At 34.7% G+C, this 13,614-nt stretch carries 14 protein-coding genes; 4 read left to right on the top strand and 10 right to left on the bottom strand.

Annotated elements, in window-relative coordinates:
- Position 1 precedes the first annotated feature (1 nt).
- From NPX36_RS14005 to NPX36_RS14015, 3 genes are read right to left on the bottom strand one after another with little or no spacing between them, the layout of a single operon-like run.
- Positions 2-427, bottom strand: coding sequence for a PIN-like domain-containing protein (locus NPX36_RS14005; RefSeq protein WP_257499346.1), 426 nt, complete (start codon positions 425-427; stop codon positions 2-4).
- Positions 427-1,098, bottom strand: a complete 672-nt coding sequence (locus tag NPX36_RS14010; protein ID WP_257499347.1) for a DUF433 domain-containing protein — start codon at positions 1,096-1,098, stop codon at positions 427-429. The genes NPX36_RS14005 and NPX36_RS14010 overlap by 1 nt, the downstream gene beginning before the upstream one ends.
- Before the next feature lie 34 nt (positions 1,099-1,132).
- Positions 1,133-3,961 carry a type I restriction endonuclease subunit R gene (locus NPX36_RS14015; RefSeq protein ID WP_257499348.1) on the bottom strand — a complete coding sequence of 943 codons (2,829 nt, stop codon included), beginning with the start codon at positions 3,959-3,961 and terminating at the stop codon, positions 1,133-1,135.
- Positions 3,962-4,182: 221 nt separating this feature from the next.
- Here NPX36_RS14015 and NPX36_RS14020 point away from each other — a divergent pair, with 221 nt between their 5' ends.
- The gene (locus tag NPX36_RS14020; protein ID WP_257499349.1) at positions 4,183-4,539 is read left to right on the top strand and encodes a DUF2200 domain-containing protein; all 357 of its coding nucleotides are present in this window, start codon (positions 4,183-4,185) and stop codon (positions 4,537-4,539) included.
- A 70-nt stretch (positions 4,540-4,609) separates the two neighbouring features.
- On the opposite strand, the gene NPX36_RS14025 is transcribed toward NPX36_RS14020, so the two are convergent.
- From NPX36_RS14025 to NPX36_RS14050, 6 genes are all read right to left on the bottom strand, one after another.
- On the bottom strand, positions 4,610-5,572 hold the full coding sequence (locus NPX36_RS14025; protein ID WP_397376453.1) for a YihY/virulence factor BrkB family protein: 963 nt from the start codon (positions 5,570-5,572) through the stop codon (positions 4,610-4,612).
- Positions 5,573-5,612: 40 nt separating this feature from the next.
- Positions 5,613-5,822 carry a hypothetical protein gene (locus tag NPX36_RS14030; RefSeq protein ID WP_257499350.1) on the bottom strand — a complete coding sequence of 70 codons (210 nt, stop codon included), beginning with the start codon at positions 5,820-5,822 and terminating at the stop codon, positions 5,613-5,615.
- A gap of 139 nt (positions 5,823-5,961) precedes the next feature.
- Positions 5,962-6,639: a TIGR02117 family protein gene (locus tag NPX36_RS14035; protein ID WP_257499351.1), complete on the bottom strand. Its 678-nt coding sequence runs from the start codon at positions 6,637-6,639 to the stop codon at positions 5,962-5,964.
- Positions 6,640-6,690: 51 nt separating this feature from the next.
- Complete coding sequence (locus tag NPX36_RS14040; RefSeq protein ID WP_257499352.1) at positions 6,691-7,224, bottom strand: hypothetical protein; 534 nt, start codon at positions 7,222-7,224, stop codon at positions 6,691-6,693.
- Between the two features lie 103 nt (positions 7,225-7,327).
- The gene (gene ychF, locus NPX36_RS14045; protein WP_257499353.1) at positions 7,328-8,422 is read right to left on the bottom strand and encodes a redox-regulated ATPase YchF; all 1,095 of its coding nucleotides are present in this window, start codon (positions 8,420-8,422) and stop codon (positions 7,328-7,330) included.
- Between the two features lie 226 nt (positions 8,423-8,648).
- Positions 8,649-10,733, bottom strand: coding sequence for a M1 family metallopeptidase (locus NPX36_RS14050; protein ID WP_257499354.1), 2,085 nt, complete (start codon positions 10,731-10,733; stop codon positions 8,649-8,651).
- An 81-nt stretch (positions 10,734-10,814) separates the two neighbouring features.
- Between NPX36_RS14050 and NPX36_RS14055 the strand changes: the two genes are divergently transcribed.
- The gene (locus NPX36_RS14055) at positions 10,815-12,089 is read left to right on the top strand and encodes a DEAD/DEAH box helicase (RefSeq protein WP_257499355.1); all 1,275 of its coding nucleotides are present in this window, start codon (positions 10,815-10,817) and stop codon (positions 12,087-12,089) included.
- A 16-nt stretch (positions 12,090-12,105) separates the two neighbouring features.
- Here NPX36_RS14055 and NPX36_RS14060 read toward each other — a convergent pair whose 3' ends face one another.
- On the bottom strand, positions 12,106-12,318 hold the full coding sequence (locus NPX36_RS14060) for a hypothetical protein (RefSeq protein WP_257499356.1): 213 nt from the start codon (positions 12,316-12,318) through the stop codon (positions 12,106-12,108).
- Positions 12,319-12,386: 68 nt separating this feature from the next.
- Between NPX36_RS14060 and NPX36_RS14065 the strand changes: the two genes are divergently transcribed.
- Both NPX36_RS14065 and NPX36_RS14070 read left to right on the top strand, forming a co-directional pair.
- Positions 12,387-12,971, top strand: coding sequence for a hypothetical protein (locus NPX36_RS14065; protein WP_257499357.1), 585 nt, complete (start codon positions 12,387-12,389; stop codon positions 12,969-12,971).
- A gap of 12 nt (positions 12,972-12,983) precedes the next feature.
- Positions 12,984-13,583 carry a CDP-alcohol phosphatidyltransferase family protein gene (locus NPX36_RS14070; RefSeq protein WP_257499358.1) on the top strand — a complete coding sequence of 200 codons (600 nt, stop codon included), beginning with the start codon at positions 12,984-12,986 and terminating at the stop codon, positions 13,581-13,583.
- Positions 13,584-13,614 lie beyond the last annotated feature (31 nt).

Raw genomic sequence — 13,614 nt, forward strand, 5'->3', positions numbered from 1 at the left:
TTTAAAATTCCATTTTTTCAAATGGTTTATTTGAAGATCCTCTGTAAGCAAAAGGAACATTTTCCTTTTTTATTATTTTTTTAATAGACTCCCACTCTCCAATCATTTTCTTTACAAAATCCCAATATTGAAAACCACTCTTTGAAGGTGTTTTTAAGAAAAATATTCCTACTCCTGCTTGCTGATATAATTCTCTTTGATGTTTAGTATTTTGTATGTTAAAATCTTGTGTGATGACAATCCCTTTTTCCTCACCAAGTTTAGGAATCCAATCTTCATCAAGTGCACCTTGTCCAAAAACTTCTTTGATAGATAAAACTTCTATTTCAAAACCATCTTTTGCATTTTGAGGTTGTTGCAATTCGTTTAGCCCTCTAGCTAACTGAGATGGCATATTTTCATCTATGTAAACTTTATATTTCCTCATTATGCAGCTTTTTTGTGAAACTCTATCGCATCTTTAACTGCTTTTTCAGAGACTTCGTAAATAGAAGCTATAAAACGAATTGGTTCTTTAGCTTTATACATTCTGTAAATCGCTTCAGATTGAATGTTTGTACCGTAAATTGTTGGTTGTCCAAATTTGTGATGAGGGTCACAAACTACGCTACGTTTCTTTCCAAGTGGCCAAAATCTTGAAGCTAAATTATCTTTTCCAAAATCAAGATTATGGAAAAACATTGAAATTAAATCTAAGTTTAATTGTTTAGTTCCATCTAATGAAATGGTATCTCCATTTTGCTTTAAATAAACTTTTAGTTTATCTGTTTTAATATTTCTTAAAACTTCTTCTTTTGCAAATGGAAAATTTGTTTTATACATATCCGAAAGTTCTTTATGCGCTTTTAAAACTTCTTTTGTTTTAACTCCCGCTTCTGCAAACTGCATCATTACATAAAACTCAATTAATGTATGAAATCCCACAGCCTTTGTGTTTTCAATAGACCAAGAGTAATTCTTTTCGTAAAATTTCCCTAATTCTCCATCCCAATATTTGGTTATCCAAGTTCTTACTTTACTGTAAGGTAATTGAAGAATTTGAGCAATTTCTTGCGTAGTAAATATTCCGTTTCCTATTTCTAATTTATTTTCGAACATTGTAGGTTTTAAAGTTTTTACAAAAATACAAATTTTAAGCCGCTAATACTTCGTTTAATTCTTCTATAATTTCCATATACTGGTTACCAAACAACTGGTAAAACTTACCTAAACCACCGTATGCGTTAAACGGGTTCAGTTCAAAATCTTCGGTGTCTAAATGAAAGGAGTTGGCAATATAGTCTTTAATCATGCGCAACCATTGCATTTGCTCTTCGGTAAAGGTATTGTGTTGCCCTGCATTTTTCTTAAATATCCACTCTTGAAAGTTTCTATCTACCGTTTTGTCATAGGCCGTTAAATACTCGTCTATTTGTAAGGCTTTACGAATCACAGAAACCAACAGTACCAAATCTTGTTTGGGTTTCTCAGTTCTATTTTTGTTCTTGTTATTGCCATTGTTCTTGTCATTGATTTGGTTGTCTTCCAATTCCGCATAAGCATCCCAAAGTTTAGGTGCGTTCAAGGTAGGTTGTTCCAAAACCAATTTCTCATACAAATCGCGTATCATTTTATAGGTCAATTCCCTTCTTCGGTACGGTTCACCATAAAAGATTTGCAAGGCTAAGGCTTCGTCTTGGTTATTGGCTACCCAAGTTTCAAAAGCGGTTACGATGCTTTGCGCTTGCTCGGTAACGTCTTTTACCCAACCCATATTGGTTACTTCGTCTATATTGAGGGTATCAATTATTTGGTCGTATTTTTTGCGTACGTCTATAATGTAATTGCGTAAATCAGGATTATGCAACACCGCAACGGCTTGTTCTATAATAGCACGGTGCTCCGTTTCAATGGCTTGTTCTATAACGGCTGGCGCTTGTCCTTTTAAATCATTCTGAATTCTAAATTCTAAATTCTGAATTACATCTGGGTCGTACGCTTGCAATAACTTTTGTACCACTTGCTTAATCTCTAAACCATTGGCTAACTCGGCAAATTTTTCTTTTTCTTTCGGGTTAATTTGGCGGTCTAAACGAATCAAACGATTGGCTAAAGTCGTTAACATTTCTTCCGAGCGGTTGCCCATGGCAATATTTCCCAACACATCTTTTAACGCCACACCAGGGGCTTTTTCTAAAGGTCGGCTATCGGTTTTTTGTGATTTTTCAACTCCAATGGCATCAATAATCACAAAATGGTCTTTGTTGTATTTTGCAGTTGGCGTTCCTGTTTTGCGTAATTCTTCTAACGTACAAGTTCGCGTACCACGACCTTTCATTTGTTCGTAGTAACTTTTACTCTTCACATCACGCATAAACAACAATACTTCCAGCGGTCTGATGTCGGTTCCTGTTGCAATCATATCTACCGTAACCGCTACACGAGGATAGTATTCGTTTCGAAACTGACTCAAAATGCTTTTGGGGTCTTCGGTAGATTGATAGGTAATCTTTTTACAAAACTTATTTTCTTCGCCAAATTCCTCTCGAACAATGTCAATAATATCTTCGGCATGACTGTCGCTTTTGGCAAAAATTAGCATTTTGGGTACTTCGAAATTGCCATGTTCGTCAAAACGGTCGGGAAACATATTCGGCAAATTATCACGAACGGCTTTAACAATACTTCGAATGGTACTAGGATTCACAATGTCTTTATCCAATTGTTTGCTCGAGTAACTAATATCTTCATCTACGGTTTCCCAAAACTTTTTACGGGTTAAGCGTTCGCGTTTGTCTACTTGCTCGCCTACACCAATAGCAGCACCTTCTTTGGATATTTTAGTTTCAATAGTAAATACATTATACGGCACCAAAACACCATCTACCACCGCTTTTTCATAGCCATAATCCGATACTACATTCTGATTGAAATACATAAACGTACGGTTATCAGGCGTAGCGGTTAAGCCCACTTGAAACGCATCAAAGTAATCCAACACTTGTCGCCACAAATTGTAAATACTGCGGTGACATTCGTCAATTACGATGAAATCGAAAAACTCAATCGGTATTTTTTCATTGTACACTACTGGCACAGGCTCTTTACTAGGTACAAACTCATACGGATTCAATTCTTCGGCACTTTCTTCTAATTCCGTACCTTTTAAAATCGAATACATACGCTGAATCGTACTAATATACACCTGATTATCTTGTGGAATGAAACTGCTTTTTAATCGAGTTACAGGATATAATTCGGTAAACTTACTGTTAGAATCATTCGGTAAATACGCCATGAATTCTTGTTCGGCTTGTTCCCCTAAGTTTTTGGTATCCACTAAAAACAGAACACGTTTTGCCTTAGCAAATTTCAGTAAGCGATAAATAAAGGTAATCGCAGTAAAGGTTTTCCCTGAACCTGTTGCCATTTGTACTAATGACTTCGGCTTGAAATCCTTAAATGATTTTTCAAGATTGGTAATCGTATCAATTTGACAATCACGCAAACGGTCAGTAGGCAATTCAGGAATATCCAATAAACCAGTTCTTAGACTTTTTTCATTTTTCAACCACAATCCTAAAGTTTCAGGTCGGTGAAACGTAAATACTTCTCTAGCTCTCGGTTTTGGATCTTTGTAATTGGTAAACTTAGTAATGTCGCCCGTACTGATATAAACGAATGGTAAAGGTTGATTATCTAAATATTTGAGTTTGGCATTCGCATAATCTTCTCCCTGCTCCTCCACCATCGACAACGATTGCCCTAATTCAGAACGTTTGGCTTCAATAACTCCAACAGGAATTTGATTTACAAATAAGACATAATCAGCTGGACCAACATTAGTCTGATACTCACGTACCGCAACACCAATAGTAGCCGCTAAATTAATTTGCGACTTATTTTGTATCACCCAACCGCAAGCAATTAACTGCTTGTCTATTTCATCACGAGCTATTTGTTCTGGGTTTTGATTATGCATGACAAGTGGTGTTTTTTATTGATACTGTAAATATAATAATTGTTAAAAATTAAAAAAAATGAAAATTCAAATATTTATTTCGTTAATCTTCAACACTATCAATCATCTCTTTTTAAAACTAATTGTACATTTGTAAAACACACTATCCTAAAAAATGCAGAAGGATGATACCTGATTGTTTCAAATGGTTGGTGTAATTCATAAAATTGATTAGAGAATCTATGAAAAGTACTGCTGAACGCGTTTATAAAATGTCTTTTGCATCGGTATATCCACATTATATTGCAAAAGCTGAAAAGAAAGGAAAAACAAAGGCTGAAGTTGATACAATTATCTTTTGGCTTACTGGTTATGATGAAACCGCGCTTCAGAAGGTGCTAGAAAGCAAGGTGAATTTTGAAGATTTTTTCAACAATGCACCCGAACTTCATGCAAATGCAACGAAAATAACGGGTGTGATTTGTGGCTATCGTATTGAAGATATTGAAGACCCTATCATAAAGCAAGTTCGGTATTTAGACAAACTGATTGATGAGTTGGCAAAAGGCAGAGCTATGGAAAAAATCTTGAGAAAATAAGGCATAAATGAACAAGCACCTCTTAGTGTGCTTCGCTTGGAATTGTACAATATTGTCTATTATTGCTGTTTTATTTTTGAGACGATTCTAATTTTTTATTGATTTCATCATCGGTTTTTGCAAACAACACTTCCTCTTCTTTATAAATAATTCGAACAGAATATTTATTGGGCTGAATGGGTTTGCCATAAATCTCTGAGTAATTTTTAGTGAAAACAGCTCCAAAATATAAGATAATTGCTGAATAATATACCCAAACTAATATCACTAAAACCGAGCCTGCTGCTCCGTATAAATCCAATTGTGCGGAATTTCCTAAATATAAACCTATCGCCCATTTTCCAACCATAAATAAAACAGCGGTAAATGCAGACCCTACAAATGTTTCCTTCCAGCCTAATTTGCCATCGGGCAATGTTTTAAATATGAATCCAAAAATTATGGTGATGATAACTGCTACGAAAGTGGTATTAATGGCTGATGCCAGAAAAACTGTGTCGCTATTAAACAAACTGCTTAATTGATCATACATATAATCGATTACCGAATTGGCAATTAAACTCACCAATAGCACAAATCCTAAGGCACCAATCATTGAAAAAGACAGCAGTCGGTTCACAACAAACCGTATAATTCCCTTTTTGGGTTTAGGTTTTAGTTCCCAAATTTCATTGATGGAACTTTGAATTTCAGCAAAAATACCCGACGCCGAAAACAACAAAGTAACGGCTCCCACTATTGCCGTAACATTCAAATTGGTAGATAGTTTGATGTTTTTTATGGCTTCTTGAATTTGAAAGGCTGCTTTGGCACCCACTAAACTTTCGATTTGACTGAAAAACTCTCCGCGAACAGCTTCTTCACCAAAGAAATATCCAGCCGAAGTGATGATTAATATCGCTAAAGGAGGTATTGAAAAAATGGTAAAATAGGAAAGCGAAGCACTAAATTTGATACAATTATCTTCTAAAAATTCGTTTACAGAAACTTTTAGTAGATTAAATATTCCTTTAAATTTATCTTTTATCATCATTTGTTTTTTGTGTATTTATAGCAATTTATTGAACAGTGTGTTAGGCGAAAGGAAGTATTTTGTATGGATTGAACGCATTTATTGCATCAATTATTTTTTCGCGATCAGTTCCATCATACCATTTTTTGGTGTTGTTGTCAAAAAATGATAAAATGATGCAATAAATATTGTTTAGTTTCCAATTTGCAAGATACAAACCCGATTCTTCAGGCTGGTATTGCGGATATCTTTTCCATTCAACTACTTTCATACGATTTTTTAATAAAAATTAATGAGTAGTTGTTTATATGATGTTTTATAGCATACTAAATGTAGTGCTTTTTTTGCAAAAAACAAATAATTCATTCAGAAAAAACAGCGGAATTTATGGGCTACAGCTTATCTTTTAGTTATTGCTTGTATTGATAAAAAATACCCGTGTCCCAAAGGGTGAAGAAGGAAGCTTTTAAACCTGCCGACTTTAAAGCGTTGTTTGCCCAAGTGTTGCAGGTATAGAACAAATTGTATCTGCCTTTTGCTTCATAAAAAACATCGTTTTGCCCATAGTTTTGATCGGTTGCAATCAGTTGCAGTTTGTCGTTGTCCTGATCAAATCGGTTTAAAATAAATGCGCACAATTGCTTGTATTGTTCTTTGTTTAATTTAATTTCAATACAATCTTGGTCAGCAATCATTTGATCGTGATAGGTTACATGCATTGCCGATTCACTCAACCAAAAGGCCGCTTTAAAGGCTACCGATGCTTTTAAATCTTTCCATTCGGGGGTTTGCAGATAAAAACCTTTATCGCCCCATCCAAAACCCACCCATTGCGCAGAAGTTCTTTTGCCAGGTGTTAGTGAAGGATCCAAGTAGCTGCGCCAATCGTACACTTCATTGAAATAAGGTACAACTATGTCAGTGTGTACGCCATTTGTTACAATATAAACCGATAGGTTTTGATCTTTGTACTGCGATTGGTCTTTATTTACAGGAATGTAAGATACGGCAGTAGCCAATGCCAGATAAATCACAAAAAAACCAATAATCAACAGTAAATATGCCACAATTTTTTTTAGTGTTTTCAAATGTATAATGTTTTATACCACAAGATACAAATAAATTGATTACGATATACACTATTTGTTTGCTTGTATGTATTCTTGTTTTATTTTCATAAAAGATTTTGGCGTGGTGATGAGTTGATTAATGAAATATGCTTTTAAATCTTGATAGTTGTTGTATGATAGATGCTTTGCCCAAGCATCATTTTGGTTTATTTCATTGATTTTTTTTAAAATTTTTGCGGTTTCGCTGGCTGATCTATAAACAGCGCTTTGAGTATTGGAATTGCTTTTATGATTGTAAGTATATTGATTGGGCGACACTTCTTCTATAAAATACAAAGGTTGCGCATCTTCATTGCTGTAAAACTGGTTCCAAACACAAAACCCCCAATAATTGGTTTGCTGCTTATGGTCGATATATTCCAAGCGCCAGCGGCAGTTCCCTACTCTACCCCAATGGTTCGAATAGCGAAAAACGCCTTCATTTGTAAAAAAATAACAACTACCGTGTTTACTGATAAAGTGCGGTTTGGAATAATCTTTTGGCTGATCAGTCTTTTTAAATACGGCAAATGTGTTCTTAAAAAAATTAAACCGGTTGTACATATTTAAAATTTCAAAATGGAGGAAAAAGCTAAAAACGATTTATAAAATTATCAATGCAAAATACCAAATAAAAAGCCGAATTTTCATTCGGCTTTAAATCGTATTATACATTAAAACGGAAATGCATCACATCGCCGTCTTTCACGATATATTCTTTACCTTCAACACGTAGTTTTCCGGCTTCTTTTACTTTTGCTTCTGAACCGTAAGCAACATAATCATCATAAGCAATTACTTCGGCACGAATAAATCCTTTTTCAAAATCGGTATGAATAACACCTGCTGCCTTTGGAGCGGTATCACCAACTTTAATAGTCCATGCACGTACTTCTTTCACACCTGCGGTAAAATAGGTTTGCAAATTCAATAATTTGTAAGCTGCACGAATCAATACTGCTGAACCTGGTTCTGTTAATCCCATGTCTTCTAAGAAAATCTGACGCTCTTCATAGCTTTCTAATTCTGTAATATCTGCCTCGGCACCAACTGATAAAACAATTACTTCTGCATTTTCATCTTTTACCAACTCTTTTACCTTTTCAACATATTGATTGCCATTTACAGCTGCTTCTTCGTTTACATTGCACACATAAAGCACAGGTTTAGAGGTGATTAATTGAAAATCATTTAACAAAGCTTCTTCGTCTTGATTTTGCGGAACAATTGTTCTTGCCGATTTTGCCTGTAACAATGCTTCACGAATACGTTCTAACAAAGCCGTTTCTGCTTGTGCATCTTTATTACCTGTTTTGGCAGCTTTTTTAGTTTTTTCTAAACGTTTTTCAACTGTTTCTAAATCTTTCAGCTGCAATTCAATATCTATGGTTTCTTTATCGCGAATGGGATCTACACTGCCATCAACATGTACTATATTATCATTATCAAAACAACGCAACACATGAATAATCGCATTACACTCTCGGATATTTCCTAAGAATTGGTTTCCTAAACCTTCGCCTTTACTTGCACCTTTTACCAAACCGGCGATATCAACAATATCTACAGTTGCCATTTGCACGCGTTCTGGTTTTACCAATTCTTCTAATTTATTAATTCGAGGATCGGGTACATTTACCACCCCAATATTGGGTTCAATGGTACAAAAGGGAAAGTTTGCACTTTGTGCTTTTGCATTAGACAAACAGTTGAACAATGTTGATTTTCCCACATTTGGTAATCCTACAATACCTGCTTTCATATAATTGTGCTATTTATATCAATTTTTAAAACGATGCAAATATATCGTTTTTAATTGGATTTTTAAGAGATATTCAATTTATGCGCAGAGCAGTTGTTTTAACTACCGCTTTTTATCAAATTACTGCTCATATTATTACAAAAAACGGTGCCTACATAGAAGCTCCGTTTTTTATTTATTACATCCGTCAATTACTTAAATTGTAGTTGATTAAATCTTAAAATAGCTACAAACTATCCATTAATTTTTTTAGCGCCTCGTGTTCGTCCTGTGGCAAATATGGAATCAGTTTTATAAAGTGGTCTTTAAACTCTTTCTTTTCACACAAGCGAACAATGGCATCTTTACCAAATTTTTGAAAACGACTGTTGTGATGTACCAATGCGTTTACTAAATGCGGCAACGTGTTACTGTCGTACTGATTCAAATACCACAAGGCATTTATAGCGTTTGTGCGAATATTGCTGTTGTATTTATTGTAAGCAAAATTTTCCAATTCTGAATACCAATGAGCTTTTTTATCATTTTTGTAATTTTCGGTTGCTAGTGCAAACATAAGCCAGGTAATGCGTAAATTATAATCGTTAAAACCTTTCCATGTGGCCGTTTTGTCTAATAATTCAGCCCTGCCGGCTTGGTTTTGTAACCATAAATTTTTTAAAACAATTTCACGAGTTATATAAGATTCATCGTTTAATAATTTGGTGTAATCGTCTAAAAATTCTGCTGGAATTTCGCTAATAATTTGTGCCAATGCTTGTCGAACTTTTAAATCGTTGGATGCCATTATGGTTTGATAGAATTCTTTTGCATCATTATACGGAACTCCGTGCAATTGAAAAACAATCTCGCGTTTTACATTGGTAAAGGTATTGGGATCTTTCAGTAATTTCAGCAATTGTTCTTTTTTTACTTCAAACCCTTTTTCTTGCAATGCCAAAACTTCAAAATACGATTTCACCTTCGGAGAATTCTGAATTAAAAATAAAGCTTCTTTTGTGTTGAATTCTTTGTTTTCCAACCAATTTCGTTTGTAATTATCCAGATTAAAATTGGGTGCAACTGCCACTACTTCATTCAAAAAATCTTGTGTTGATGCGTTTTTAAAAGCATATTTGTGCAAATAATTTTTAACAACCGTATTAAAATTTGCTTCGCCAATCTGGCTGGATAAGTAGAACAACATCCACGCCCCTTTTTGGTAGTAAGTGGTAGTGGTAGCTTTTTCACTATAAACCGCCGTGTTTTTATTTTCTTTGGCATCTTTAGCAATCAATTCTGCCATTTCGTATAGATTCCAATAAAAATCATCCACTCCATACAACTCGCGTTCCGCTAAAAGTGCATAATAGGTAGCAAATCCTTCTTGCAGCCAATGGTCTTGATTGGTTTTTGCGGTAACTACATTTCCAAACCACTGATGCGCCATTTCGTGTGCATTTACATTCACAAAATCGCGATCGTTCACTCCAATATTATCCACCACATAATCGCTGTTAAAGATGGTTGATGTAGTGTTTTCCATTCCCCCGTACATAAAATCTTGCACCGGAATGTTTCGGTAAATTTGCCATGGATAAGAAAAACTTGTTTGTTTTTCTAAGAAATCGAACATCTTTTTGGTGTGCTGATAAGTGGTTGCGTATTTTGAGGCATCTACCGGTCGAATATAATTCTCAATGGTAATGCCCGATGCTGCTTTTTCCGTTTTTTTATCAAATTTTCCAATCGCCATCATCATTAAATACGAACTCATTGGATGATTCATTTTATAGCTCCATGTGGTTTGTTTTCCACTAACGGTTTTTCCGTCTAAAACACCATTACTGATCACATCATAACCTGTTTCGAAGGTTACTTTTGTATTAAAAATCACTTTTTCGTTGTAATCATCGAAACTTGGCAGCCAATGGCTGGTATATTTTCCCTGACCTTGTGTCCATATTTGTAAATCGGTTCCAGAACCCACATAATATAAGGCTTGTTTAGGATTGGTTTTGTAACTAATTGTAAGCGTATTTTCACCAACAGTATATCCTTTTGTTAAAGCAATTTTCTTTTTATCATATTGATATTTAGGCGTTTGCCCATTTAGTTTCATACCTTGAATCATCATGTTTTTTGCATCGATTTTAATGGTATCGGTAGCTTCGTTTACTGTAAATTGATAGGTTACATCGCCAATAACCATGTGTTCGGCAATATCAAACCGAATGGAAGCATTTGCTGTGGTAAAATCAACTTTGGGTGTTGTTTGCGACCAACTATTTAAAGAAAATAATACGCTTAAAGCAAGTATTGTTTGTTTCATAAATCTGAAATTTTGTTAGGAAGATATAGAAAATCATAAAAGTACGAAATTAAAAACGTAATTTTGTTTAAATTTTTTGATATGAATTTTACAGAATTTCCACTGAATAACAATATTGCCGAAGCTATTACCGATTTAGGATACACCACCGCCACTCCTATCCAAGAAAAAGCCATTCCGGTGTTAATTGATGGAAAAGATTTGGTGGGTTGTGCGCAAACCGGAACCGGAAAAACGGCTGCTTTTGCCATACCTATCATCAATCATATTCATAGAATTGTGGGCTCGGGCAAAAAGCGCAAACAAATCCGCACTATTGTTCTATCGCCCACTCGCGAATTAGCCATACAAATTGCAGAAAATTTTGAAGCATTGAGTAAATACACTCAAATTAAAACGTATGTGATTTATGGCGGTGTAAACATGCAGCCCCAAATTAACGCTCTTAAAGAAGGCGTGGATGTGTTGGTTGCCACACCAGGCAGGTTTCTTGACCTCTACAAACAAAATTTTATTAAAACCGACGCTATGCACCAATTGGTTATTGACGAAGCCGATTTAATGCTGGATATGGGTTTTATAAACGATGTGCGAAAAATTATAAAACTAACGCCGCCAAACCGCCAAACGCTCATGTTTTCGGCCACTATGCCAATGGGTGTTCGCGAATTAGCCGATGAATTTCTAAGCAATGCGGTTTATGTTTCGGTGGATCGCGATTCAAGTGCAGGCGACAATATCACGCAAAAAACCTATTTGGTTGAAAAAGAAGATAAAAAGAAACTTTTAAAACACGTTCTTGAAACGCAACATTTAAAAAATGTTCTGCTGTTTACACGCACCAAACAAGGCGCCGATAATGTGGTTGATTTTTTACAAAAAGAGGGATACAAAGCCAATGCCATTCACGGCGATAAATCCCAAGCTGCCCGATTGCAGATTTTGGAAGATTTTAAAAACAAACAAATAGATGTTTTAGTGGCTACCGATGTGGCTTCGCGTGGAATTGACATTCAGCAATTGCCGTTTGTGATCAATTATGATATTCCAAATATACCCGAAATTTATGTACACCGAATTGGAAGAACAGGCCGTGCGGGCGAAGAAGGTTTGGCTCTATCATTTGTTGGTCGCGATGAAAAAAACTATTGGCACGATATTGAAAAATTAATTCGTTTGCAGGTAAAAGTGGTTAAAGACAATCCTTTTCCGTGGCGCGAAGCCAACCCAAATGCCAAAAAAGATTTTCGCAACAAAAAAACAAACACTGCAAATACAAACAAAAAGAAGCCAGCTAACAGCTCTAAATCTCGAAAATCGGATGCTTCTAAAAAAAATAAAAAGAGATGGTATTAAACACCATCTCTTTTTTCTATAAATCGTTTGTTTCTTTCCTGCTTTTAAATTCATCGGTATAAGGCACAAAAACTTCCGGAAAATCAACCCCTATTTTTTTGTACAACCAACCACCAGCAACACGTGTAACCCGATAATAAATAATTTGTTTCAATCTGTTTTCGTATTCGGGTATGATGGTTTTTACCACCGTGCTTTCATGCAAATCTATTTCGTAAACTGTTTTCATAACTAATTTTGTAAGAGAATATCTAAAGATAAATATATTAACAATATCTTTACCAAAATATTTTTTTTATGGAAAATAACTCGACTTATATCAACGATTTTGTTTCAGAATTCATACAAAATTACACGGCAGAAATCATTGAAGATGATGTAGTTGGTTTTTACAACGATGCTTTGGTGCTGTTGCATCATTTTTATGATCTGAAAGATTTTAACACAACTACCGAAACATTGTATGCGCAATTTATCAATCATATCATTGAAAATGAATCAATCCTAAAAGAATATACTAATTTTGATTTTGAATCGATAAAAACGTTAGCATCCTTGCAAAAAAGCATTGATTTTAAATCACTTGCCCCTATTTATACGCCCTACAGCTTTTTGGAAACAGAAGAAGCGATTGACCAAATTTTTGATGAATTGAAAGTTGCGAAAGAGTTTAAAAAAGAATTGAAGGAAGAAATCAATTATTTGCTAGACGAATACCAATTCCATTTAGATCATTTGAAGGAAAACATGCAATATAATTTTTATACCTACTCAGAATTGGAAAATATAAAGGCTTCTGATTTAGATGAAAAAGCGGAAGAATTAAGGGGCGAAAAGCAAAAATTTGTACAGAAATGCCATGATAAATTGGCAAAGAAATAAAACTATAATCAAATGAAAATTCCGCATTTATTAATAGTTTTTCGGTTTCTTTTAGCACCTCTAATTTTGGTACTTGCCTATAAATTGGGCAATGAAGCGCAATTGTTGCTAGTTGTATTGATGTTTTTAGGACTTTTATCAGATATTTTTGATGGAATCATCGCACGAAAACTAAATATATCAACTGTTAAATTACGCCGAATAGACAGCCAAGTAGATTTACTATTTTGGTTATCCATTGCATATAGTTGCTATATTCTGCAACCCGAGATTTTCACAACACACAAATCTGGAATTATTTCTCTTTTTGTAATGGAAGCAATGTGTTATGCCACCAGCTTCATAAAATTTGGCAAAGAAACATGTACGCATGCTTTTTTATCGAAGATTTGGGGATTGTTATTATTTGCAACTTTTGTGGCGATACTCGCTTTTCAGCATACAGGTTGGTTGCTAAATCTTACTATTATATGGGGAATTATCTCGCAAGCAGATGTCATTCTCATCATTTTCATTTTACCAAAATGGCAAAATGATATTCCAAGCAGCTATCATGCATACTTAATCAGAAAAGGTATTCCGTTTAAAAAAAGTAAATTGCTGAACGACTGATTGTAAAAAGAAAAACTCCTAAATTGCTTTA

Origin of the sequence: Paenimyroides aestuarii, assembly GCF_024628805.1 — a bacterium.
In the GTDB taxonomy this organism is placed as follows: domain Bacteria; phylum Bacteroidota; class Bacteroidia; order Flavobacteriales; family Flavobacteriaceae; genus Flavobacterium; species Flavobacterium aestuarii_A.